The sequence below is a fragment of the Xenorhabdus bakwenae genome (genome assembly GCF_030272115.1).
GTDB classification, from domain to species: Bacteria; Pseudomonadota; Gammaproteobacteria; order Enterobacterales; family Enterobacteriaceae; genus Xenorhabdus; species Xenorhabdus bakwenae.
This window is the reverse complement of sequence record NZ_CP119194.1, coordinates 2,520,650-2,546,897: the sequence shown is the minus strand read 5'-3', so window position 1 is coordinate 2,546,897 and position 26,248 is coordinate 2,520,650. Positions and strand designations below refer to the sequence as shown.

Sequence of the window (26,248 nt, the reverse complement as noted above, 5' to 3'; positions counted from 1 at the left end):
TGTTTTCTAAGCAAAAACTTTGATCGTGCCTCAGGCGCTTAGTTCCTTTTTTTCTTTCCTTTCTTAAGCGAAGTTCAGGTTAAATAACGAAGCCGCCGCCCGTAATGATGGTTTCATGCCCATTGACGAAATCGGGCAAAGCTCCAACCCGAAGGAAGTCGCTAACAGTGCTTACAGCCTGTTTAACGGTGTCGGTAAGATTCAGGGAAAACGCGAAGGTGGGAACCGTGCCGTGATCCGCTGGAAAATTGCCGCCCTTTCAACCGGCGAGGAAGATTTAGAAACCTTCCTGATCAAAGGCGGGATCACGCCCAAGGCCGGACAGCTCGTCAGGCTGCTTAGTGTGCCCTTTATTGATACTGAATTTTTCAATGGTTATGAAGACGGTGATTCCCATGCAAGGGCAATCAAGCGAGAATCTAAACGCTATTGTGGTGCAGCCGGTCGTGAATGGATTTTATGGTTGTCTGAGCATCAGGAGCAGGCTATCGAACTTATTGCCCGTAAAGAGAAAGAATGGCTTGATGGCCTGCCAGAAGAAGCCTCAGCTCAAGTCAAGCGTGTGGCCGTTCGTTTCGCGTTACTGGACGCCACCGGAGAGCTGGCAACCCATATCACTGGTTGGAGTAAAGAAGCGTGTCATGCGGCGATAAAGCAAAGTTTCGATGACTGGTTAGCGGATTTTGGTATCGGGAACCGGGAAAAATATCAGGTTGTTACCCGTACCCGTGACTTTATCCAGAAATACGGACTTTCACGCTTCCAGCCTTACACCTACGGCAGGCCAAACGGTGATATTGATACGTCACACGCCATGAGAATTAATGATCTTGCCGGGTATCTGGTGAACAACCGTCGTGATGATGGACAGGCGGAATACCATATTATCCCCAGTGTATTTGAAGCAGAGATATTGCAGGGATTGCAGAAGAAATCGGGTTTTGAAGCCTTAGAAGAGGCTGGAATGTTGGTTAAAGCTGAAAAAGACCGCTTTATCAGTAAAACTATTTCAGTGAATGGGACTCAGGGGCGATTTGTCGTACTGGTTTTCAGGGATGAAGATTAACTCACTTAGGATTAAAAAAACGTTGGGATAACGGGATATCGGGATAAGAGAGATTTATTTTAATAAATATCAGTTAGTTATAGTTTTTTAAATTATCCCGTGTTATCCCGCTCTATCCCGTAACATAGTGTAATTACAAATAAAGTAATATTGTGATAGTGGAGGTTATCCCGAAAAATATTCTTCTTTGGCGGGTTGTAATTAATTGAATTTAAATGAATTAAAAGTGATAACGTCCTGTCACGGGATAAGCTGGGATAAGCTGGGATAACGTGGGATAGTTCAACCATATGAAATATATAATAAATATGTCATTTATCCCGTTATCCCGTGAAGATTTGTGCAATTGTATAAAGATAATCGATAGTAACGGTTATTTTTTCAGCTCTCCTATTTGCCGGGTTAATTCATTAGCCCGGTAAATAGGAGAAGACAAGCGCAGCGCGTCAGTATGATTTTAATCTATTGTATTACTTGAAGTTTAATTTAGATAATATTTCACTAATAATAATTCGTTAGGAATAAAATTGAATAATAATTTTATTATTATAAATCGTTATAATTACAACGCAAATTGAAATCAAAAAATAATAAGTTATGTGTTTTTATTATCTAGTCAAAAAAAATACACGCGATATTGTTATTTAAATGTTGAAGTTCTGTTTTTATCTGGTAGTCTCACTTTTACCAGATACACCAACTATATCAGTTTTTGTCATTAATTAGTATATTCTGGTAAATTATAGTAGTAAATGAACTATATTAAATTTAGGAGATACACTATGAATACTGTAAAAAAAGACAAGAAAACTAATAAGATAAAACTTGATAGCAAGAAAATTTTTTCTGCTTCGGCAAATCGAGTAACACCTATTATGGATCAGGTAAACTAATCCATATTTATTGCCGCAAGCGAAAAGTTTGCGGCAGTATTTTTTAGGAAGAATTTAATTGCAAATTATCAACATAGCAATGTTGATAATTTGATATAAAAATATCTTATTAATAGGGGTGTTTATGCTTGATATATATGATGCTCGCCCAGATGCAAAAAGAGACATTAAAATACGAGAACAGATAAATGAGCGTATTATTAATAGTCTTTCATATATTTTCGAACAATGTAATTATTCCGGTTTTAATTGTAAGTCAGCAGAAGAAAAAATAAATAATTTAAATAAAAAAAGTAAAATAAGTGGAATGATACATGTATTACATAATAGACTGTTGAGAGCTATTGAAGATAACGATGGATTTTTAATTAAACATATATTGAATTGTTTTAATGAATTAAATTATATTGAACAGTCACCACGTGCTATAGGACTATTCACTAATGGGTATACACAATCATTACATCAATTTTATTATGATACATGTGATTATGGAATGATAAATACTTATGGTTATCATTTTGATGGAAATGCCCCGTCAGAAAAAGAATTAGATAATTCAACGTACGCTGTTAACAAAGCATTAAGTAGAATGAAAGAAGTTGATCTTGACTTATTTGATGAGCTGGATTCTTTAATTACAGATATTATCATTGTTAATTCTCCTACCATGAATGCTGGTTCATCATTAAATACATTTGGAATCATAAGAATGAGTCAATTAAGAGAAAATCAAATTTGGACTCGGTATTTCGAGAATTTGGCTCATGAAGCTGGGCATAATCATTTAAACATGCTTTTTTTTATTGACCCAATAATTTTAAACGAGGATAGTGGCACATATAAGTCTCCACTACGTCGTGAAGCTAGGCCATTAAGTGGAATATATCACGCAATGTTTGTTCTTGCTAGAACAATGCGTATTTTAAAGAAATTAAGCACTTATCATAATTATGATCCAATTTTAGAACGAGTTGATACTGCATACAATAACGCCAATAATCCAGCTTCGTTTGAAGAAAAGTTTTATGATTGTTGGAATATAATATTAGAAAATGCAAAATTAACTGAACTAGGAAAAAAATTAATGAATAGCACAAGAGAAATGGCATTTGAATAAACTTTGAACGGGTGTATAAGATATGGCAATCAAACCTCTTATTGAATTATATGAAAATATCATAAAAGAAAATAGAGATATAATAATAGTAGATATAGGTGCGGCTAATTTTGATACGACAGAAAATAATTACAATGGAATAATTGAATCATATCCATTCAATATTTATGGTTTTGAACCTAATCCTGATGAATTCGAAAAATTAAAAACAAACAAGGACATAAGCATTAAATATTTCCCATATGCTATTGGAGATGGAGGTATACATAAACTGTCTATTTGTCAGGTTCCCGGGTGTTCGTCCCTTCTAATACCTAACTTAGAAGAAATGAAAAAATACAAATCCTTTTCTGAATGGATGTTGGTTGTGGATGAGCAAATTATTAAAACAAAACGACTTGATGATATAGATGATATAAAATATATAGATTTATATAAAGTTGATATTCAAGGTTGTGAATATCTTGCTTTATATAACTCTTTGGAAAAACTTAAAAATACTCTTGTAATTGAATGTGAAGTTGAATTTGTAGAACAGTATATAGGGCAGCCTAGATTCTCTGAAATAGAAATTCTGCTACGTTCACAAGGATTTAATTTTGTTAAATTTATGGGATATGGTACAAGACCTTTGGAACCTATAACTATAAACAAGGATCCTTTTATTTATGGAAATCAATGGATATGGAGTGATGCCTTGTTTATTAGGAATGTTAATGATTGGGATGCTATGTCTAGTGAAAAACTTTGCGTTCTTGCTATAATTCTTGCAGAGTCCTATGAGCTGTATGATTTTGCATACAAAGCCATATCAATAATAGATAAAAGAAATAATACTGAGTATTCTCATTCCTTTTTGAAATGGCTAAATGAAAACCTTGAAGATAAATTCGAAATTGACTCAACTGATTATTTTCAGTTATTTTTCAATAAGATAAATTATTAGAATGTTGATATAATATTATGACAAAATTTGTAAAAAAAAGATATGATGTGCTTATGATTATTTGCTGTGCTGCATTTGTGATACCTTTGGTATTTACTGGCCCTGCAATTTCCCTTCATGCTGTGAAAAATGATATTGGAGGAGATAGGTTTTCACTAGAATGGATAATAAATTCCTATGTCATTGCATTCGGTGGGTTTGTTATGGCTGCTGGTGTTGCAGGGGACTATATTGGAAGAAGATTATGTTTTATAACTGGTTTGGTGTTATTTAGCCTTTCATCTATATGTATTGCTGTAAGTCATGATTTACTCATCATAATTACAATGAGAATGCTTGAAGGTATAGGTGGTGCATTAGTATCTACCTCCGCTACATCTTTATTAGCTCAAGATTTTTATGGAAAAAATAAAACTATTGCATTTTCATTATTAGGTACATCTTTTGGAGCCGGACTTGCATTTGGCCCTATTATCGCTGGTTTTATGATTGACTTTCTGGGTTGGCGATCACTCTATTGGGGAATATCTATTTTTTCTATCCTGATTGTTGCATTAGGACAATGGAAAATTAAAGAATCAAAAAATGATAATGCCGAACGTCTAGATTGGATTGGTCTTATTATTTTTACTTTAGCTTTAATACTTTTTACATATGCACTTATTTTAGGCGGAAAAATCGGGTTTAGTGATATAAGAATTTATGTGATTATATTTTTTGTGGCTCTTTTTATAATGGCTTTTTATCTTATAGAAAAAAATACGGATAATCCATTAGTCGATATATCTTTATTTAAAATACCTTTATTCTTTGGTGTGCAATTATTACCATTATTAATGGCTTTTAGCTATATATCACTTTTTGTTTATTTACCAATGTGGCTTATGACTGGAGGCAATTTCAGTGCATCTCAAACAGGGATAATTATTTTACCTTTAACTTTACCGATGCTTGTTATTCCACTTCTCTCTGGTTGTCTTGCTAAAAATTATCCAATTAATAATATTTCTGGGATTGGTTTTTTTATAGCTTCCATTGGTGTATGTATGTTAATCAACTCCACATATGAAAAAATTTGGTTAATATCTTTTGCTATGGCATTGATAGGAATTGGTAATGCCTTACCTTGGGGGTTAATGGATGCTTTATCTGTTAGCGTTGTTCCTCAAGAAAAAGCAGGATTAGCATCTGGATTATTTAATACTATGCGGGTAGCAGGCGAAGCCATTGCTATCACACTCGTAGGGTCATTGATAAATATACTTACTTCAATATATATTAATTCCAGCTCAATTAGCGATAGCACTCAAATAGTTTCTTATTCCTATAGAGTAACATTTCAAATATTGTTCATAATTATATTTATCTTGACTTTGCTGGCAGGATTATTTTGTCTCTTTTTTCTAAAAGAAAGGGATATTACTAATAAATTGACAAATAAGTAATTTAGGAGGCATCTATGCTAATAAATAATGTTCCTATTTTGTATTCTACATCTCACTTAACTCTACGTAAATTTGAAGAAAAAGATTTCATCAAATATGATAGCTATCATTCATTACCAGAAGTTTATAAATTTTTATACATCCCGACTCCAACAGATAGTGAAATTAGGGAACAATTTAACAAAGTTCTTAACCCTGCATTTAATGATGACGGTGATGAGATAAGGCTTGCTGTAATTATACAAGAGACTAATGAGTTAGCTGGAGAGGTAATGTTGAGGTTAATTAATAAAAAATCGCAACAAGGGGAGATAGGTTGTATATTCCATCCATTATATCAAAGAAAATCCATAGGAACAGAAGCGTTAGGCGCATTAATAGATATTGGTTTTGAATATTTTAAATGTCATCGAATTTATGCAAGATTAGATGTTTTGAATGTAGGTTCTAAAAAATTAGTTGAAAAATTAGGAATGCGTCAAGAAGCACACTTATTACAAAATGAGTATATAAATGGAATATGGAGTGATATGTATATATACGCAATTCTGGAAGATGAGTGGCAAGCACCAATGTTTTTAAAACATAAATATAGTGGGTGAGCTTTCGCCCACCCTCTTTATTATTTATGATTGATATCTTCCCACTTAGTTATTATTCGCCCCACAATTCCATATTCAGTAGCTTGTTGAGGACGCATCCAATAATTTCTATCAGTATCTTTTTCAACTTTTTCTATCGGTTGCCCCGTGGCATCACTGATAAGTTGATTTATGCGACTACGTATGAGCAAAAACTCTCTAGCTTCGATTTCAATATCAGATGCTCTTCCTTCGTATCCTCCTAAAGGTTGGTGGATCATAAAACGAGTATTTGGAAGGGAATAGCGGTTTTCTTTTTTAGCAGCAAGAAAAATAGTAATGCCGGCACTTGCAACCCAACCGGTTCCTATTATAAATACTTCCGGTTTTACAAATTTAATCAAGTCATGAATAGTGTCACCAGCTTCAACATGCCCACCCTGACTATTAATAAAAATCTTTATTGGGTCATTACTTATTTCTTGTAAAATCAGTAGTTGTGTTGTTACCCTTTCAGCTAACTTTTGGTTAACCTCACCAGATATAATAATACATCTAGACTTTAATAAATTACTTTGCTCATAGGGGATTTCTTTAGAAACTTCAGGGGAATCTTTTGATGGTTCTTCTAACATGATACAGACCTCTTATACTTGAGTTGAGTAAAAGTATACTTAACTTGATGTTTCAAGTGTGGACTATAACAAATAAATCATGGGTTATCCAACTGGTATTCCACCTTGATTTTTGGAGTTGCTTCAAAAAATATGTCTTCATGATCGTGGCATTTTGTTATTTTTATATATTTTCGAAAAATGTAGTTTTTTAATAGATAATTGTTTATATTAATCTTGCGGCAGTTTAGAGATAATATCTATCCAACTGAAATATTTATAAAATTTTAATTTATGATGATGTAAATCTCCGCTGGGTTAATAGTATCAAAGAAAAATAAACAGGTAACAGCTGTTACCTCTATAGTGAAAAATAGGAGGTTCATTTTACTATCAGTAAGCCTGAGATAAAATTTAATATACCTGAATATAAATACTTTAGCTTAATATTTTATAACCAAATTAGAATATATTATTCTCATCATATCCAGTAACATGTACAATGGTTATCCATTGTATTTTATGTTTTTAATTATATATGTGTTAAATTCATATAAACACTTGAAGATCAAACTATTACAGATATAGCTGCGGAGTGTCAGGTAAATTACTTGTGTGAAAAATTCATCAATAATATTTTCTAATTAGTAGTATTTAATTGCAATAGCTCAAAAAAATGCTAATCTAAACTTGTTTAATTACCATCACAGATGTGCAGCGGCCATTAAAAATGGCTTAAAAACTCCCGTAGCCTGAAAGGGAGAGCAAGATTGCGGTACATCTGCGCACTTTTGGAAGCAGATATCGTCAGACACATAACCCACAGTTGACGATGAAAGTTACCCGGTTAAATTGAACCGGTTTATCACACACATAGAGCAGTAACCCTGCCACGTTCACTATCACTATTTGTCCTTGCACGATTTTTACTCATGCTTTGATTTACGCACGATAAACGTCCCGAAAACTTCGCGCGTCACTTGAGTTTAAGCGAAGCGATTACCAAGTGACGCGGCCAAGCGTCAACGTCCAGAGCATGTCCGGTCTGGCTTTACGAACGATTTGAACCACGTTTTACTCAGTGTCACTACTTTTCATTGGTATTTTTCTACCTTAGTTTACTTATTTCGTTTATTTTTCACCCATTGCCTTAAACAGGCTGATGCTGTAAAGAAAGGAGATATCACACGTTACGAATAATGAGGCATTCATCCTGATCTAATCAGGCACTGAATGGGGAGTACTCCACCGCCGTGCAGAGCACGTAGCGAACTCCTGCAAAAACTCACCGCAACCCTCGCCCTGTATACACATTATCTGACGTACCACGGAACGGTGAACCTAACCGACACGCAGGGAAAATGTTTCGAAATGAGTAAAATTAGTATGAAAAACAAAGGGGAAATACGGATAGCGAAGCGATCACGAACGAGAACAAACAACAAAGATTGATTTAGCCGTCCGTATTCTCCTCTGAGTTTGTGCACGCTTGATAGACGTTATAACCGTTAAACTTAGTCGTTCAGTTATTGTGTTAGGTAAAACAATTAGTTAAAGTATTCCCGCCATTAGCAAAATCTAGTGGTAAGGTTTCGCAGCCTTAAAGACACTCCACTGGTAGGATGTTTCTACCAGTGTGCCTGTTATCGCCTTTTCAATGGTGGTTCAGGTGGGGGAGACTTCGGTCTCGCCGGACGAGTGTCCCGGTACTGCGAACCCCGTCTGAATCGCCACCATCAATATTAATTAATGGAAGGGGTAGCAGGAATGAATAACGTTAGAAATGATTGGCATCAGGCCGATATTATCGCCGCATTACGTAAACGTGGTACAACCTTAGCAGCTCTCTCTCGTGAAGCCGGACTCAGTTCATCAACCTTAGCAAATGCACTCAGCAGGCAGTGGCCTAAAGGCGAATGGATCATCGCTAACTATCTCGAAATACATCCTTCTGAGATCTGGCCTAGTCGTTATTTTGATCAACGTGGTCAACTAATTGAACGTAAGATTCGCAATAAGTCATAAAATTAGTCAATACCTACTTGAACAACATTGGGAAGATAGCCATAGCGGGGTATCTTCTCACTAACTAGTAGTAACATTTTCTCTACCATCTCAATAGATCCCAACGAAAAACACCTCTACCTTTCCACCATTTCGGAACTTTTGGCGTACTGACAATATTGATGAAAGGTATCGAAAGCAGCAGAGCGAGGACTAATCGGTTGGCAATAGACGAAACAACAATGATCATACTTACCGCCAACGCATAAACCGGGATGGTAAACTATGATTATGATGATTTAGCGACCAGTACGCTCGCGTGAGGAGATATATGCAACAAGCACCAAAAAGCAGACTAACCGCTATTTTAACGGCACACCGACAACACGGCTTATTGTGACCTGTGAGCAATCCATTATTGATGCCGTGGACAACCACATCAAAGGTAGCAGAGTAACACGCGGCAACCGTGCAGAGTTCCGTGAGACAGGCGATTATAGAAAAGCTATAGCGTGAACTGTGATGATTTAAAGGCATGTTAAGGAATGATGTTTTTGACAGTCCTAAAAAAGAAGAATCCTAACATTTCCTAATACTTTTCTGATGCTTAATTTGATAATAGAATATCCGGTTAGGTGAATGTTAATTAATTCAATAAATAGCGTTAAATTAAAGAGGGTTTCTGATATGTCAGGATTGTTTGAGATAGCAACATCGAAAGATATGTTTCAGCACTTAGAAAGTAAGTATCAAGTATATTTAAGTACCCCGTCAACAGGCACATTATTAGATGCATTATTTCCATTTTCTCACCTACAGGAATGGATTGAGAAAGAAGGTAGTCAAAATGATGATAAAATCGCAAAAAAAATTTGTAGAACTGCTATTTAAATCAGAAGATTACAGAATAATCCGTGAGCTTTGTAATCACACTAAGCACTTTCGTAAGAAATCAGCACCAGATACAACAATAGTGAAAGGAGCAAGGGCTGGCCTCTCTCGTGCAGGAGATAATCTGGGGCATGTTTATTTATTGGTAGGTAATCAGGATATTCGAGTACACCTATCCGCAGTGTATAAAATATATTCAGATTATTTTAATCATAAGTGATTATCGTGCACACTAAATCATATATGCCATATTAGCCAAAATGGGAATCTCGGAATATTTACAAATGTTAACATTGAAACCTGTCAAAACTTGACTTCTATCTGACTTGTTTCATTATTTCAATCTAATTCAGCATCAGTGTTATTACTGGCTTTTGATGTGACTTGCTTTGTTACATGATAGCGGTACACAAGCAGGTATGTACTAGAACGGTTTATAATGCGTACCGTACAGGCAAGGTATAGCGATAATCGCAACACCTTAAGGGAGAGCCATGTTAAACCGAGAGTCGATAAAAGCTGTTATGATGGAATTAGCCTACCAGAAAGGACAATCACTCACTGGACGGGATAGGCTGGCAATCAGAACGGGAGTAACGCAGACGTTGTAGGCTAAAGAACGTTACCGCCGTAGAATGACCACACGACCTATCAATGGACGAAACCAGCACCGAGACGTTAAATTACACCGTAAGACCGAAGTGACGTCTTCAAATGAATCATTAGGTTATTACCAAGATGTGAAATAACACTTTGGCTTGCCAGTCATCGGCTGAAACTTTAGCTGATGAATCGGCCTACCCGATTTAATCCGGTAGCCTATTTGCACAACTCTTATTGATCCCTGCAAAATAACCAATCTCTCTTTAAGAGGGCAACCTGTCAGATGAAAAATATCTTTCGGTTGCTATTATTACGTTTGAAGCGAGCTGATTAACCACTGCTAATATTTCAAATCGCAGTAGTGAAAAATCACGATATTGTTTGAAACAGAGGCGTGACAAAATAACGGATAGTTTACAGAGAGGGTTATTCTTGGATGGCATGTCACTATATGCAATGATTTATCAGAGTGATGATGTCTTAGGGAAATAGACAAGATGAAAATCCCCTAGCGATGATTTAATTTGTATAGAAGTCTGTATGGATTTGATAATAAAATTAAATAAATTATTTAATATCAGCATGTTAAATGGTTTATTCTATTCAAGTGGGAGCATTGATGTTTAGCGTTTATCATTCAAATCAGCTCGATCTTCTTAAAGAGTTGCTGGCGAGTTTAATCGGGGAAAATCCCCTTTCTGACCCATTTGGCAAAGAAGTGATTTTGGTTCAAAGCCCGGGGATGTCACAGTGGTTGCAAATTCAGTTGGCAGAAAAATTGGGTATTGCTGCGAACATGGAGTTTCCACTGCCGGCAACTTTTATCTGGCAGATGTTTACCCAAGTGTTGCCTGATATTCCCAAAGACAGTGCTTTCAGCAAGGATGCCATGAAGTGGAAGCTGATGACCTTACTGCCCGATTTGTTGACGGAACCGGAGTTTTCAGCACTCAGGCATTATCTTGATCAAGATATTGATAAACGCAAAATTCACCAGTTAGCTGGCCGAATTGCCGATCTGTTTGACCAATATCTGGTTTATCGCCCCCAATGGTTAGAAAGCTGGGAAAAGGGGCAATTAATTGATGGCTTGAGCAGCAACCAGTTATGGCAAAAAAGGCTATGGTTTGAACTGACAGCCTACACTCGTCAATTACAACAACCTTTGTGGCACCGTGCCAATTTATACCAACGATTTATCACGACGTTGGAAGCAGGAAATTTTCCATTGGCGGCTCTTCCTCCGCGTATTTTCATCTGCGGCATATCTGTATTGCCTCCCTCTTATCTGCAAGTATTGAAAGCATTGGGTAAACATATTGATATTCATCTTATGTTTACGAATCCATGCCAATATTATTGGGGCGATATCCAGAGTTATGCTTTTCTTGCTAAGTTAACTAGCCGTAAGCCAAAGCATTATAAAAGCCAACAATTGATGGAAAGATTCAAAAACCCCGAAGAGGTGCCATCGCTGTTTAATGCCGAAGGTGAGCAGGAATTGAATAATCCATTGTTGGCATCTTGGGGAAAATTGGGAAGGGATAACCTCTACCTGTTGTCACAATTGGAGCCAGATTCCGATATTCATGCCTTTGTTGAATCAGAACCAGATTCTGTCTTGCACCAAATTCAGCAAGATATCCTTAACCTTGAAGATCACGCCCAGATTGGTTCTACCGACAATTCCTTTAAAAATAGCCTGAAAAAGCGCCCGATTAATAGTGCCGATCGCTCACTGTCTTTTCATTCATGCCATAGCCCACAGAGGGAGATAGAAGTATTGCAGGATCAAATCCTGCATTTATTGGATGATGACCCTTCACTGACACCGAGGGACATCATTGTGATGATGGCGGATATTGATAGCTATGCTCCCTATATTCAGGCTGTTTTTGGCAATGCGCCTGATGATCGTTATATCCCTTTTGCCATCTCTGACCGTAAAGTTAGTCAGGCGCATCCCGTCTTGCAGGCATTTATTACCTTGCTGGATTTGCCGCAGAGTCGGTTTACGGCAGAACAGGTGCTGGCATTATTGGAAGTCCCTGCTTTAGCTAACAAATTCTCGATTCAGGAAGAAGGGTTGCGTTTATTACGGCGTTGGGTAAAAGAATCGGGAATTTGCTGGGGGCTGGATGATGACAATATTGAAGCATTATCGTTGCCCGCTACAGGGCAGAATACCTGGCGCTTTGGCCTGACGCGTATGCTATTGGGTTATGCGATGGATAGCCATGCCGGGCCGTGGAACGATGTTTTGCCTTATGATGAATCCAGTGGTCTTGCTGCCGAACTGGCAGGGCAATTAGCTGAGTTTTTAATGGCACTGAATCGCTGGCGTAAAATGTTGAGTGAAGAACAGCGATTGACGGATTGGTTGGCTGTATGTCCGCAATTGCTGGAAACTTTTTTTGTAGCGGATGACGAAGTTGAACTGGTTCTGGCGCTTATTACGCAGCAATGGCAAAAAGTAGTTGATAATGGACTGAATGCACATTATGCCGAAAGCATCCCTTTGGTGCTGCTGCGCGATGAACTGGCGCTTCGTCTGGATGATGAAAAGATCAGCCAGCGCTTTTTGGCCGGTTCCCTCAATTTTTGCACTCTGATGCCTATGCGTTCCATTCCTTTTAAGGTTGTCTGCCTGTTGGGAATGAATGATGGCGTTTATCCACGTACTATCCCGCCACTTGGGTTTGATCTGATGGCAGAAAAAACTCAGCGTGGGGATAGAAAACGGCGTGACGATGACCGTTATCTCTTTCTGGAAGCGTTAGTTTCGGCTGAACAATTTCTTTATATTAGCTATATCGGCAAATCGATCCGCGATGATACTGAGTGTAATCCCTCGGTATTGGTTAACGAGTTACTGGATTATATTTGCCAGAGTTTTTGCTTATCCGGCGATGAAATGTTGAATGTTGATGACAGTGCCAACAATGTCAGAAAACATCTGCTGTCACAGCATACCCGTGTGCCTTTTGCGACAGAAAATTTCTTACCAGCCCATCACTTACAAAGTTATGCCGCAGAATGGTTGCCAGCTGCGACACAACAGGGCGTTTCAGCCCCTGATTTTTGTCAGCCGATTGGGTTTGATCGCAGTGAGGTAAAAGAAGTTGCATTAGATGAACTGATCCGCTTTTATCGATACCCTGTCCGGGCGTTTTTTCAGCAAAGGCTGAAGGTGCATTTTGTCATTGAAGAGATGGAGTTACCTGAAGACGAACCTTTTGTGCTGGATAACCTGCAACGTTATCAATTTAACCAACTGTTGTTAAATATTCTGATTGAACAGGGAGCACCTGAATCTCTGTTTTACCACCTCCGTGCGTCAGGAGGGCTGCCATATGGTTCCTTTGGTGAAGTTTACTGGCTGGAGCAACTGGAGTCCATGCAGCCTTTGGCCGCCAGGGTGCGTGAAGAGAGAACAGCCTCTTCTCCTATTGACCTATATGAGCCATTAGACACGGTGGTGTTAACTGGCAGCATCAGTCAGGTGCAGTCTGATGGCATTTTACGTTGGCGGCCAGCGAACTTAACGGCCAATGATGGTATCCAATTATGGATTGAACACCTTGCCTATTGTCTTTCAGGTGGAAGTAGTGAAAGCCGCATGTATGGAACAGGTAAAAAGGGAAAAAAAGAGAAGGAAGATAAAAAGGTGTCAGAATATCGTTTCTTACCGTTAAAACCGGAGAAGGCGAAACACTATCTGAACCAGATGGTAGAGGGCTATTTTCAAGGAATGTCTGAACCTCTGCCCTTATTTTGCCGAAGCGGCTGGGCATGGTTAGTTGACTGTTTTGATAAAGAAACTCGTGAAATAGATTTTCGTGAAGAGGTTCAACAAAGTGCTGAAAATAAATTAATGGAACACTGGTTAGGAACACATGACAGAAAAGGGGAAAGCGCTGATCATTACGTACAACGGGCTTTCCGGCAAGTTGATCAATCACTTTTGGAGCGAATGAAGCGTGAAACTCAGCGTTATTTACTGCCGATAGCACGCTATTCCAATGGATCATTATTTAAATAATTAGGGAGAATATTAGGTTATGCCTAAATGTCTTATCCACATTATGACGGTGCTCTTTCTGCTATTTTTTGGGGTTACTGTATATGCACAATCGCCCTGGCAGCCATTGCCAGAGACGATCCACAAAAGTGATCGCGATCCGCGTCAATATAAAGCGATTAAATTGCAAAATGGCATGACCGTTTTGCTGGTTGCTGATGAAAAAGCGATTAAATCATTGGCTGCCGTGTCTCTTCCGGTTGGCCATATGGAAAATCCAGATAATCAGCTTGGTCTGGCCCACTATCTTGAGCACATGGTATTGATGGGTTCCAGGCGTTACCCACAAGCAGGCGGATTTGCTGAATTCTTGCAAAAACATGGTGGAAGCCGTAACGCCAGTACCAATGCCAACCGTACCGCATTCTATCTGGAAGTTGAAAATGACGCTTTAACAGAAGCGGTTGACCGCCTTGCGGATGCGCTGGCTGAACCTTTGCTGGAGCCAGTCAATGCTGATCGTGAACGTCATGCCGTGGATAATGAAATGACCATCGCACGGGCGGGTGAAGGGCATCGTTTATGGCAAATTCGTTCCGAGACCATCAATCCGGCTCACCCGAATGCCCGCTTTGCCGGCGGAAATTTAGAAACACTGAAAGATAAACCCGACAGCAAGTTACAGACAGCCCTGATCGATTTTTACCAACGCTATTACTCCGCTAATCTGATGAAAGGGGTTGTGTATGGCAATCAATCCATCGATAAATTGGCTCAGATTGCGGTAGAAACCTTGGGCCGTATTCCGAACCGACATGCTTCGGTGCCTGCCATTACCGTACCGGCAATCACAGATAAAGAAAAAGGCACCATTATCCATTATGTGCCCGCACAACCTTACAAAGCGTTGCGACTGGAGTTTAGCATTGCTGACAACAGCGCAGATTTTCGCAGTAAGACGGACGCTTATGTCGGGTATTTGCTTGGCAATCGCAGCCAAAATACCTTGTCTGATTGGTTACAAAAGCAGGGATTAATCGAAAGTATCGATGCCGGGGCAAATCCCAAAACGGATGGTAATTCCGGGACGTTTGATATTTATGTTTCACTCACGGATAAGGGCCTTGAACAGCGTGATCAAGTTATCGCAGCCATCTTTTCCTACATTAATCTGCTGAAACAACAGGGTATCAACAAGAGTTATTTCGATGAAATGGATAAAGTCCTGAATTTGTCGTTCCAGTATGCATCAATCGTACGCAATATGAACTACATCGAAGGGCTGTCTGATGCCATGCTGGTATTACCTATATCCCATGTGCTGGATGCGGGTTATGTTGCAAATGCGTTCAACCCAAAGGCGATAGCTAGCCGTCTGGACGAATTAACGCCGGAAAATGCGCGTATCTGGTTTATCAGCCCAACCGAGCCACATAACAAAGAAGCTTACTTTGTGCAGGCACCGTACCAGGTCAATAAAATTACGCCAAGACAGCGGGCGGAATGGAAAAAACGCGAACAGGGAGACTTATTCTCTTTGCCTGAATTGAATCCCTATATTCCTGATGATTTATCCCTGATTAAAACATCGGATAGCCAAAAACACCCTAAAATGATTTTGGAAAAGCCAAATGTTCGCTTGCTGTATATGCCGAGCCAATATTTTGCAGATGAACCTAAAGGCAGTATTGCATTGGAGATGCGCAATCCGAATGGATTGAAAAACATCAAAGATCAGGTTTCAGATACTTTATTGAGCTATTTGTCTGGACTGGCACTTGATCAACTGAGTTATCAGGCATCGGTTGGGGGAATGGGCGTTTATACCGGTTATGTTGATGGTTTGAAAATCGGCGTCAATGGTTATACGCAGCACTTACCCGCGTTGTTAACTTCAGCAATTAATCAATATATTTCGTTTACGCCGTCTCAGGAAGAACTGGATCAGGCGAAATCGTGGTATCGGGAACAGATGGAAGTCGCCAATAATAGCAAGGCTTTTCAGATGGCGATGCAACCCATTTCCCGCCTCTCTGGTGTGCCTTACTTTGAACCGGCAGAAAAATTGAAAGAGTTGGATACCCTCACGGTTGACGATATTGTCAACTACCGTCAGAGCATGATCCAACACTCGGCACTACAGGCCCTGGTCTTCGGTAATTTCACTGAACAGCAGAGTATTAATATCGTTCAATCAGTACAGAAGCAGCTCGCTAATCAGGGAACGATATGGTGGACTGGCGAGCACCTTGTCATTGATCGGCATTATGCGGTTAATTTCACTGGCACGGCGAATAGCACGGATAACGCTCTGGAAGAAATCTTTATTCCAACGGGGTATGACCGTATCCGGGGATCGGTTTATTCCAGTTTGCTGAGTCGCATTTTGTCACCGTGGTTCTATGATCAATTGAGGACGACAGAACAACTTGGTTATGCGGTTTTTGCTTTCAACCAAAATATCGGTAAACAGTGGGGATTGGGTTTCTTGCTGCAAAGTAACAGCAAGCAACCGGATTACCTGCATCAACGTTACCAGAGCTTCTATCAACAGGCTGAGAAAGCACTGAAAGCGATGTCTGATGCTGAGTTTGAACAGTATAAAAAATCATTGCTAATAGAAATGCGTGAGCCGCCACAGACTTTCTATTCAGAAGTGGCTCGCTTTGATGCAGATTTTGGGCGTAATAATTTCAAATTTGATACCCGTGAGAAAATCATCGCAGCGATGGAGAAAGCCACCAAAGCGCAGATGATTGCGTTTTATGAAAAAGCCGTGCTTAAACGTCAGGGATTGGCGCTGGTTTCCCAAATTACAGGGAAAAAAGGGACGGCTCATCAATATGCCGAGCTGAAAGGCTGGAAAACTTACGATTATGTGTCAGATTTCCAAAAACAATTACCGGTTAAGGTGAATGCTCAGTGAGCAAAGAAATACCCTCTCATAAGCTTAACCCGTTAACTCTGCCGCTGTATGGTCAGCGGCTGATCGAAGCGTCCGCAGGGACGGGGAAGACTTATACGATAGGCTTGTTGTATCTGCGGCTATTACTGGGATTGGGCGGCTCTGCCGCCTTTTCCCGTCCGCTGAGTGTTGAAGAGATTCTGGTTGTTACTTTTACGCAAGCGGCGACGGATGAATTGCGGGGACGTATCCGTGAAAACATCCACCAACTCCGCTTGGCTTGTATACGGAAAGAAACAGCGGTTAGCGATCCTATCTATCAGCAATTACTGGATGAAATTCCTGATAAAGAAAGTGCGGCTGGGTGGTTATTAGCCGCTGAACGCCAGATGGATGAGGCGGCGATTTATACCATCCACGGCTTTTGCCAGCGCATGTTAATCCACAATGCTTTTGAGTCTGGTGTCCTGTTTGATCAGACCTTAATTCAGGATGAAAACCCGTTACGTAAACAAGGCTGTGCTGATTTTTGGCGCCGTCACTGTTATCCCCTGCCATTGCCAATCGCTGCGGAAGTTAGCCGGATATGGAATGGGCCGGAAGCATTATTGAAAGATATTTCAGACTATTTGCACGGGGATATGCCGTATATCCTTAATGCCCCTGATGGTGATGAAACGCTGTTTAGCCGCCATCAAAAAATTATTGAGCAGATTGAGGTGATAAAACGCCAGTGGAATGACGCCGCTTCCGGGTTAGAAGAACTGATTACTAATTCAGATGTGGATAAACGTAGCTACAGCAAAAAACATTTACCTAACTGGCTGAATAGTGTTTCTGAGTGGGCTAAATCGCCCACCAAAGATTACCTGTTGCCCAAAGAATTGGATAAATTTTGTCAGTCACGCTTATTAGAAAAGACTAAAAAAGGGGAAGCTCCGCAGCATGCGTTGTTTGCAGCAATTGAGGGTTTATATCAGCACCCGTTGACATTGAAAGATATCATCCTCTCCAAAGCGATTGTTGAAGTTCGCCAGTCGGTTAATCAGGAGAAGCTGAACCGTGGTTACATGGGGTTTGATGATTTGCTGACCCGTTTGGACAGTGCCTTGCGGTGTGCAGGAGGAGAGCAGCTTGCAGCCACCATTCGGCAGCGCTATCCCGTCGCAATGATTGATGAGTTTCAGGATACCGACCCACAACAATATCGTATTTTTCAGGCCATATATCGCCATCAATCAGAAAATGCACGGGCTGAAAACGAAACGGGCTTATTGTTTATTGGCGACCCCAAACAAGCGATTTATGCGTTTCGTGGGGCCGATATTTTTACTTACATTCGCGCTCGTTCTCACGTTAAAGCCCATTACACGCTGGAAACAAACTGGCGTTCTTCTGCATCAATGGTGCAGTCTGTCAATAAACTGTTTTCCCGCCCGGAATTCCCGTTTTTGTTTGCACAAATTCCATTTATTGACGTTAATGCCGCAGAGAAAAATCGTGGGCTGAGATTTTCCTTACATGGTGAGGATCAAGTTGCCTTACGATTTTGGTTACAGTCGGGTGATGGTGTCTCCAAAGGGGAATATGAGCAAACGATGGCCCGACAATGTGCGGCCCAAATACGGGATTGGTTGCAGGCAGGGCAAGAAGGAAAGGCGCTTTTATATCAGGCAAAAAATAAACCAACAGAAGCAAGCCGACCGGTGATGGCGGCAGATATTACGGTGTTGGTGCGTGATCGGCGGGAAGCCGCATTGATCCGTCAAGAATTGAACGCACTGAGAATACCCTCGGTTTATCTTTCCAACCGGGAAAGTGTGTTTGATACCCCGGAAGCGAAAGATTTGCTGTGGTTGTTACAGGCAGTATTGGCACCGGAAAAGGCGCGCGAATTGCGCAGTGCATTAGCCAGCAGTCTATTTGGCTTAAGTGCACAACAAATTGACCAGTTGAATAACGACGAAAGGGCGTGGGATCGTCTGGTTGATGAATTTGATGGCTATGCCCGTTTATGGCGTACTCGTGGCGTATTACCCATGTTGCGGGCAGTCATGGCGAAATACCGGATAGCAGAAAATCTGCTGGCCGGTGATGACGGTGAACGCCGGCTGACCGATGTTATGCACATTGGTGAGTTGTTGCAGGCGGAATCTCAACAACTAGATAGCGAACATGCTGTTGCTCGTTGGCTGGCACAACAGATTTCACGCCCGGATCCGCAATCAGAAAGCCAGCAACTGAGGCTGGAGAGTGATCGACATCTGGTGCAGATCTGTACCATTCATAAATCTAAGGGATTGGAGTATCCGTTGGTTTGCTTGCCTTTTGTTTGTGGTTACAGGAAGCAGAAACTGGCGGTGTATCATGATCGCCATAACTTTGAGGCTTGTCTTAATCTTTCTCATGATGATGAAGCGTTGAAAGAAGCTTTGGAGCTGGCTGATGAAGAACGTCTGGCCGAGGATTTACGCTTGCTCTACGTTGCATTAACCCGTTCGGTTTATCACTGTAGCATCGGGGTAGCCCCGCTTATCAAAGGGAATAGAGGAAAAGCAGGTGATACTGATTTGCACTTATCTGCCCTTGGATACCTGCTACAAAAGGGGCAAAAAGGGGATGCACAATTACTGGTTAACAGCCTGAATGCGCTTTGTGATGACAGCATAGAAATAAGGAAAGCGGGAGATACCACTGACTTGCCATGGTGCCCCCAAAGTGAAAATACGCTGTCGCTGGAAGCCCGAAAATTGCAACGTTCCGTTCGGGATGACTGGCGGGTGACGAGTTATTCGGGGTTACAATATTCCGCTTCCCACGCCACTTCCTCCATTTATGCGGGGACATTTGGGGAATCAGTTGATGTGATAGTGCAATCCATTGCTCCGAAGCTGGATATTGAAGCGAGTGGTGAAAAGCAGGAAGAACAATCGTTACAGATGACGCCGCATACTTTTCCGCGAGGAGCGTCTGCGGGCACATTCCTGCACAGTATTTTAGAAGATCTGGATTTCGGCAATCCTCCGGATCGGTTGTGGCTGGTGGAAAAACTGACAGCGTCAGGATTTGATGAAAACTGGGCACCCATATTGGAGCAGTGGGTAGAGGATATTCTGGGCGCAGAGCTGAATGAGCAAGGAATGAAACTTGTCGGTGTGCCTCGTCATCGGCAGCAAAGTGAAATGCAGTTTTACCTGCCAATAGATAAGCTATTACATGCAAAGGAAATGGATGCACTAGCCCGTCGTTATGATCCGCTGTCTGCGCAATGTGCTCCGTTATCCTTTCATCAAGTCAAAGGCATGTTAAGAGGTTTTATTGATTTGGTTTTTTGCTGGCAAGATAAGTTTTACATCGTGGATTACAAATCAAACTGGTTAGGTGAGAACAGCCAGTCATATACGCAAGAGGCGATGGCAAGAGCCATGATAGAGCATCGTTACGATTTCCAGTATCAGCTTTATACTTTAGCGCTGCACCGTTATTTGCGGCATCGGTTAGCTCATTATGATTACCGCCGCCATTTTGGTGGCGTGATCTATCTGTTTCTGCGGGGTATTGATAAAGATAACCCGGGGCATGGTATTTATTCCTACTTGCCTCCCTTTGAATTTATTGACGAACTGGATACGCTTTTCAGTGCTGTTGGTAAGGAAAAAAGCGTATGAATTCCATGATGTCATTATTGCAACAGGCGGTGAACCAGAAGCTGCTGCGCCCTTTGGATGTGCAGTTTGCTTATGCGATGATTGAGGATGAAAATCCTCTGTTACTGTTGATTACGGCCTTATTAAGCGCTGAATCGGGCGCGGGGCATGTCTGTTTGCCATTGGCGCGGATTTCGCCAAAATATTTTTTTGAAGGCAGGCAGCCGGAGTTAGCAGCATCGCTTTGGTCTTTGGCCGGAGCACCCGATCAACAGCAAATTCTGGCTGTTTTACAGGCGTGTCCGGCGGTCAGTATGGGGGAAACTCCGGCACCGGTGATCCTTTTCCATCAAAGGGAGAATGATTACCGCCTGTATTTACAACGCATGTGGCAAAGTGAACAGAGGGTGGCGGATTTTTTTTGCTGCGGTGGCGTTAACCGAGACTGTTGCTCAATCTTCTCATGATCAAACGGCGGTTGATGAAATCCAGTTACGTCGCATTTTGGATGCGCTTTTTGGTGTCACTGTTGAAGGAGAAATTGATTGGCAAAAAGTTGCGGCAGCCGTGGCTGTAACGAGCCGTATTTCAGTGATCTCTGGTGGGCCAGGAACCGGCAAAACCACGACAGTAGCTAAATTGTTGGCTGCCTTGATCAAGTTGCATGAAGGGAAAAAATTAAGTATTCAATTAGCTGCGCCAACCGGTAAGGCAGCGGCCAGATTAACTGAATCGCTGAGGGAAGCGGTCAAGAAACTCGATTTGACGCCAGAACAATGGCATAGCATCCCAGAGCAGGCGCAAACTCTCCATCGTTTACTGGGAGCGCAACCCGATAGCCAGAAACTGCGTTATGGGCGTGATAATCCGCTGTCCCTTGATATTTTGATCATTGATGAAGCCTCAATGGTGGATTTACCGATGATGGCGCATTTGGTTGATGCTTTGCCGCCACGGGCAAAAGTGATTTTCTTGGGGGATAAAGACCAGCTTGCATCGGTTGAAGCCGGAGCGGTATTGGGCGATATTTGCCGTTTTGCTGAACAAGGTTATAGCGCCAAGCGGGCTGAACAATTGGAGCGCTTAACGGGATGTCAGTTAACCTCTTATTCCACCTTACATTCCGATAAAAATACGCCTGCCGTGCGGGATAGCCTGTGTCTGCTGCGCAAAAGTTATCGCTTCAACTCGGCTTCCGGCATTGGCCGATTGGCGTCGGCTGTGAATCAAGGGGATCGCAGAGGCGTCGCGGCAGTGCTGAATCAATCTTTTCCCGATGTTGATTTTTACCCACTTGCCGCAGATGAAGATTATCAGCGTCTGTTGACAGAAACCGCTGCGGGTTACTCTCAGTATTTAACCATGGCAAATGAACGGATGGCGGAAGAAGCCATTTTGGCGGCGTTTAATCGTTTTCGATTGTTGTGCGCGTTAAGGGAAGGTCCCTTTGGTGTTACGGGACTGAACCAGCGAATGGAACAATTACTGCACAGGAAAGGCGTCATTACCCTGCCCAAAAATGCAGAGAGCCGTGGTTATGTCGGGCGTCCTATCATGATATTGCGTAATGACAGCACGCTTGGGCTGTTTAACGGAGATATCGGGATTATGCTCAAAAATCAGGATAATGAACTGAAAGCCTATTTTCAGTTGTCTGATGGACAGATTAAAGGATTTCAGCCAAGCCGGTTGCCCCAACATGAAACGGCTTATGTGATGACAGTGCATAAGTCTCAAGGGTCTGAATTTGAACATACGGCCTTGGTGTTACCGACCCAACACTCACCCATAGTCAGTCGGGAATTGGTGTATACCGCACTGACGCGGGCGAGGGAAAAATTGACAATTTATGCCAATAAGCCCGTTTGGGATAAAGCAGTGTCTACAGTAACACAGCGGCGGAGCGGGTTGGCAGATTGGTTCAACCCGCAATAAAATGCAATGTGGCCAAGGATTATATGGCTGGGATGTCTATAGTTAGCCTGACGTCAGCAAGCTTCATCAAGCCTGTAAATCCAGCATCAAAATTTTGGAACAGCGCTGATAGTTATACAGCGCTTGTTTTTCCACGGGCAACATATCTATTCCGGCGGGCTTAAAACCTTTCTCCTGAAACCAGTGAATGCTGCGGGTTGTGAGTACGAAAAGTTTTTCCAACCCTCTTTGTTTCGCCTGATTAGAAATTGAATCTAGCAGAATTTCACCTCTGAAAGAGTTTCTGTAGTCTGGATGTACAACAACGCAGGCCATTTCTCCAATTTTTTCATTGGGATAGGAATATAGGGCAGCGCAGGCGATAGTGATATTATCGAGTTCAATCAGGGTGAAGTTATCAATTTCCATTTCCAGTTGTTCACGTGAACGACGTACCAAAATACCTTGTTGCTCCAATGGGCGAATAAGTTCAAGAATGCCACCAATATCATTAATATTGGCGCGACGTATCTGTTCGGAACGTTCCATCACTATTTGAGTGCCGATACCTTCGCGGGAAAAGAGTTCCTGAACCAACGAGCCATTTTCTTGATAACTGATCAAATGGCTGCGGCGGACGCCACGGCGGCAGGCCTTAATCGCGCCTCTTAAGAAACGCACGGTTCCTGAATGATAATCACCCGAGTTTTCCAATTTGTGCAGGTGAGCTTCGCCTTCATTAAGAAACATTTCTGATAAAGTGTCACCTTCGGCACCAAGTACGCCCTGAGATGAGCAAAATCCAATTAATTTTTCTGCTTTTAATTTGATTGCCAGCTGTGTTGCAATTTCTTCGGAAGTGAGGTTGAAACTTTCTCCTGTAACGGAAACCGCAACTGGCCCAATCAGCACAATAGCACCATTATCCAGTTGTTGGTTGATTGCTTTCTCATCAATACGGCGGACTCTGCCACTGTGGCAATAATCGACGCCGTCATCGATTCCCAAAGGTTGGGCGATAACGAAGTTTCCGCTGACAACACTAATATTAGCGCCTTGTAATGGGGTATTATTTAACCCCATAGAAAGACGGGCTGTAATTTCTAGCTGTAATAAGCCGGCCGCCTGTTTGACCAAATCCAGTGTTTTGGCATCGGTCACCCGGGTGTGTTTGTGGTAAATCGATTGGCAATGGTGTTCGGCAATGTTCTGTTCAATTTGTGGACGGGCACCATAAACAACGATTAAACGAATGCCCAGGTTATGCAATAATCCAATATCGTTGACGATATTGGAAAAATTCTCATGGGCGATGGCTTCACCTCCCAGCATAATGACAAAGGTTTTACCTCGATGTGCATTGATATACGGCACCGAGTGCCGTAAGACTTCAACCAATTCGGTACTGCGTTCTTTCATGAAACCCTCTCTGATTGAATTTTTATTCGATTTTTTTGTATTTTTATTCTTTTTGAAGGGAAATGGCAAGAGGAAACATGGATAAAAATAGCGTTATTATTTATATTGGTATAAATAAACCAGGTTATCAAAAAATACATTTTTTGATGACAGAAGTTTGCTAATTAATTAGAGTTCCTGCCTGACTATTATGTTTGATAAAGATTACTGCGTTTGGTTGTTTTTAAATGGAATAAATGATGAGTCATTCAGGCCATAATATTTCACGTCGTCGCCTGCTGAAAGGCGCAGCTGCTGTATGGTTATTAAGCATCAGCCCAATAGGTTATGCAGCGACTGCAAAAGTTATTGCTGTTCGTATTTGGCCTGCATCAAGTTATACCAGAGTGACGCTGGAATCTAATATTCCACTTAAATACCGCCAGTTTTCGCTTGCAAACCCTAATCGTATTGTCATTGATTTGCAGGGGATCCAGCTTAACAGTATTTTGAGCCGTATGGGGGCACAGATTCAGCGGCGTGATCCTTACTTAAAATTAGTGCGGGCAGGGCAATTTAATCCTAAAACGGTACGTTTAGTCTTTGAAATCAAACAGCCCGTCTCCCCGCATATTTTCACATTGCCGCCAATTGCAAAGTTTAAACATCGTCTGGTGCTCGATCTGTATCCCCAAAAGGCTGCGGATGTGGATAATGATCCTTTATTGGCCCTGCTTGAAGAGTACAACCGTGGGAATTTAGAACAGCATTTGCCTGCACAGACCCGCAAACCCGGCAAGGCAGGTAAAGACCGGCCGATTGTGATTATGCTCGATCCCGGTCATGGTGGTGAAGACTCTGGGGCGATTGGGAAATATAAAACTCGTGAAAAAGATGTCGTGTTGCAGATTGCCCGTCGGTTACAGGCACTCATCAAACGTGAGCCGGGCATGAAAGTTTACATGACGCGCAATGAAGATGTGTTTATTCCCTTGACGGTGAGAGTGGCAAAAGCGCGTAAGATGCGCGCTGATCTTTTTGTTTCTATTCATGCGGATGCCTTTACCAGTCGTTCTGCACGGGGTTCATCCGTGTTTGCGCTTTCCACTAAAGGGGCTACCAGCAATACGGCCCGTTTTCTCGCCCAAACTCAGAACGAGGCAGACTTAATTGGTGGAGTCAGTAAAAGTGGCGATAAATATTTGGATCATACCATGCTGGATTTGGTTCAAACCGCAACGATTAATGATAGTCTGAAATTTGGTAAAGAAGTGCTCAAGCGGGTGGGGAAAATCAATAAACTGCATAAAAATAGCGTCGATCAGGCGGGGTTTGCGGTATTGAAAGCACCAGATATCCCTTCCATTTTGGTAGAAACGGCATTTATCAGTAATCTGGAGGAAGAGCGCAAACTTAAGACAGCAAAATTCCAGCAACAAGTGGCGGAATCCATTTTTGCGGGCATCAAGGCGTATTTCAAAAATGGCGTTGAATTGGCGAGGCGGTGAAATATTCGCCTTGATAAACTATGGAGTAATACCAGCGAGAATTTATTGCTGATGATGCAATGATGGTTATTGGCTTTACATTCATGTTTAAATCGGAATGAAATAATGTTTAAACATAGATTTTAAAATCAGTGGAAATAAAGTAATAAAGGGATCAGCGAACAAGCTGTGAAATAAAAACGGGGAAAAAGTTGCGGCGGTAAAATGACAAATAAAAATTGGTTGCGGGGGCCGGATTTGAACCGACGACCTTCGGGTTATGAGCCCGACGAGCTACCAGGCTGCTCCACCCCGCGTCCGTCTATTTGCATATTTTGATAACTGATCGTAAATGCAAATATTGAGCAATATCATCATAAAGTGTTGGTTGCGGGGGCCGGATTTGAACCGACGGCCTTCGGGTTATGAGCCCGACGAGCTACCAAGCTGCTCCACCCCGCGTCCGTTTATTTACATATCTTGATAATTAATCGTGAATGCAAATATTCAATGATGACACTATTTACTGCCTTTGCTACCAGAGCGTGTCGATGCTACATCATATCGACAACGACATCTAATCGAATTGGTTGCGGGGGCCGGATTTGAACCGACGACCTTCGGGTTATGAGCCCGACGAGCTACCAGGCTGCTCCACCCCGCGTTCGATGTCGGCACACTATACTCTGGAACGGAGAGGTTGCAAGTTTTTT

The 26,248-nt window shown here is 41.5% G+C and carries 13 protein-coding genes, 3 tRNA genes and 2 pseudogenes; 13 read left to right on the top strand and 5 right to left on the bottom strand.

What is annotated here, in order from left to right; genetic code table 11:
• Positions 1-100 precede the first annotated feature (100 nt).
• The 5 genes and pseudogenes from PXH59_RS12810 to PXH59_RS12790 all read left to right on the top strand — a co-directional run.
• Positions 101-1,066, top strand: a pseudogene (locus PXH59_RS12810) (DUF927 domain-containing protein); the annotation flags it as partial.
• 1,017 nt (positions 1,067-2,083) lie between these two features.
• On the top strand, positions 2,084-3,079 hold the full coding sequence (locus PXH59_RS12805) for an aKG-HExxH-type peptide beta-hydroxylase (RefSeq protein WP_285808688.1): 996 nt from the start codon (positions 2,084-2,086) through the stop codon (positions 3,077-3,079).
• Positions 3,080-3,101: 22 nt separating this feature from the next.
• Positions 3,102-4,025, top strand: coding sequence for an FkbM family methyltransferase (locus PXH59_RS12800; protein WP_285808687.1), 924 nt, complete (start codon positions 3,102-3,104; stop codon positions 4,023-4,025).
• 17 nt (positions 4,026-4,042) lie between these two features.
• Positions 4,043-5,470, top strand: a complete 1,428-nt coding sequence (locus PXH59_RS12795) for an MFS transporter (protein WP_285808686.1) — start codon at positions 4,043-4,045, stop codon at positions 5,468-5,470.
• Positions 5,471-5,484: 14 nt separating this feature from the next.
• Complete coding sequence (locus tag PXH59_RS12790; RefSeq protein ID WP_285808685.1) at positions 5,485-6,072, top strand: GNAT family N-acetyltransferase; 588 nt, start codon at positions 5,485-5,487, stop codon at positions 6,070-6,072.
• A 20-nt stretch (positions 6,073-6,092) separates the two neighbouring features.
• Here PXH59_RS12790 and PXH59_RS12785 read toward each other — a convergent pair whose 3' ends face one another.
• Positions 6,093-6,686: an ATP-dependent Clp protease proteolytic subunit gene (locus tag PXH59_RS12785; RefSeq protein WP_285808684.1), complete on the bottom strand. Its 594-nt coding sequence runs from the start codon at positions 6,684-6,686 to the stop codon at positions 6,093-6,095.
• A gap of 1,746 nt (positions 6,687-8,432) precedes the next feature.
• Between PXH59_RS12785 and PXH59_RS12780 the strand changes: the two genes are divergently transcribed.
• The 7 genes and pseudogenes from PXH59_RS12780 to recD all read left to right on the top strand — a co-directional run bounded on the left by PXH59_RS12780 (position 8,433) and on the right by recD (position 22,671).
• On the top strand, positions 8,433-8,690 hold the full coding sequence (locus PXH59_RS12780; protein ID WP_285808683.1) for a helix-turn-helix domain-containing protein: 258 nt from the start codon (positions 8,433-8,435) through the stop codon (positions 8,688-8,690).
• 666 nt (positions 8,691-9,356) lie between these two features.
• Positions 9,357-9,560 (top strand): hypothetical protein, encoded by a 204-nt coding sequence (locus PXH59_RS12775; protein WP_285808682.1) that lies wholly within the window; start codon positions 9,357-9,359, stop codon positions 9,558-9,560.
• The gene (locus tag PXH59_RS12770; RefSeq protein WP_285808681.1) at positions 9,517-9,780 is read left to right on the top strand and encodes a hypothetical protein; all 264 of its coding nucleotides are present in this window, start codon (positions 9,517-9,519) and stop codon (positions 9,778-9,780) included. The genes PXH59_RS12775 and PXH59_RS12770 overlap by 44 nt, the downstream gene beginning before the upstream one ends.
• A 1,002-nt stretch (positions 9,781-10,782) precedes the next feature.
• Positions 10,783-14,205, top strand: coding sequence for an exodeoxyribonuclease V subunit gamma (recC, locus tag PXH59_RS12765; protein ID WP_285808680.1), 3,423 nt, complete (start codon positions 10,783-10,785; stop codon positions 14,203-14,205).
• A 19-nt stretch (positions 14,206-14,224) separates the two neighbouring features.
• Positions 14,225-17,110 carry a pitrilysin gene (gene ptrA / locus PXH59_RS12760; RefSeq protein WP_285808679.1) on the top strand — a complete coding sequence of 962 codons (2,886 nt, stop codon included), beginning with the start codon at positions 14,225-14,227 and terminating at the stop codon, positions 17,108-17,110.
• Positions 17,107-20,757: an exodeoxyribonuclease V subunit beta gene (gene recB / locus PXH59_RS12755; protein WP_285808678.1), complete on the top strand. Its 3,651-nt coding sequence runs from the start codon at positions 17,107-17,109 to the stop codon at positions 20,755-20,757. Before ptrA ends, recB begins: the two co-directional genes overlap by 4 nt.
• 5 nt (positions 20,758-20,762) lie before the next feature.
• Positions 20,763-22,671, top strand: a pseudogene (recD, locus tag PXH59_RS12750) (exodeoxyribonuclease V subunit alpha).
• A 66-nt stretch (positions 22,672-22,737) separates the two neighbouring features.
• Here recD and argA read toward each other — a convergent pair.
• Positions 22,738-24,069, bottom strand: coding sequence for an amino-acid N-acetyltransferase (gene argA / locus PXH59_RS12745; protein ID WP_285808677.1), 1,332 nt, complete (start codon positions 24,067-24,069; stop codon positions 22,738-22,740).
• 239 nt (positions 24,070-24,308) lie between these two features.
• Between argA and amiC the strand changes: the two genes are divergently transcribed.
• Positions 24,309-25,556: an N-acetylmuramoyl-L-alanine amidase AmiC gene (gene amiC, locus PXH59_RS12740; protein ID WP_285811779.1), complete on the top strand. Its 1,248-nt coding sequence runs from the start codon at positions 24,309-24,311 to the stop codon at positions 25,554-25,556.
• A gap of 219 nt (positions 25,557-25,775) precedes the next feature.
• Here amiC and PXH59_RS12735 read toward each other — a convergent pair.
• From PXH59_RS12735 to PXH59_RS12725, 3 genes are all read right to left on the bottom strand, one after another.
• Positions 25,776-25,852 (bottom strand) — tRNA-Met (locus PXH59_RS12735).
• A 68-nt stretch (positions 25,853-25,920) separates the two neighbouring features.
• Positions 25,921-25,997 (bottom strand) — tRNA-Met (locus PXH59_RS12730).
• A gap of 125 nt (positions 25,998-26,122) precedes the next feature.
• Positions 26,123-26,199: transfer RNA gene (locus PXH59_RS12725), tRNA-Met, on the bottom strand.
• Positions 26,200-26,248: the final 49 nt, after the last annotated feature.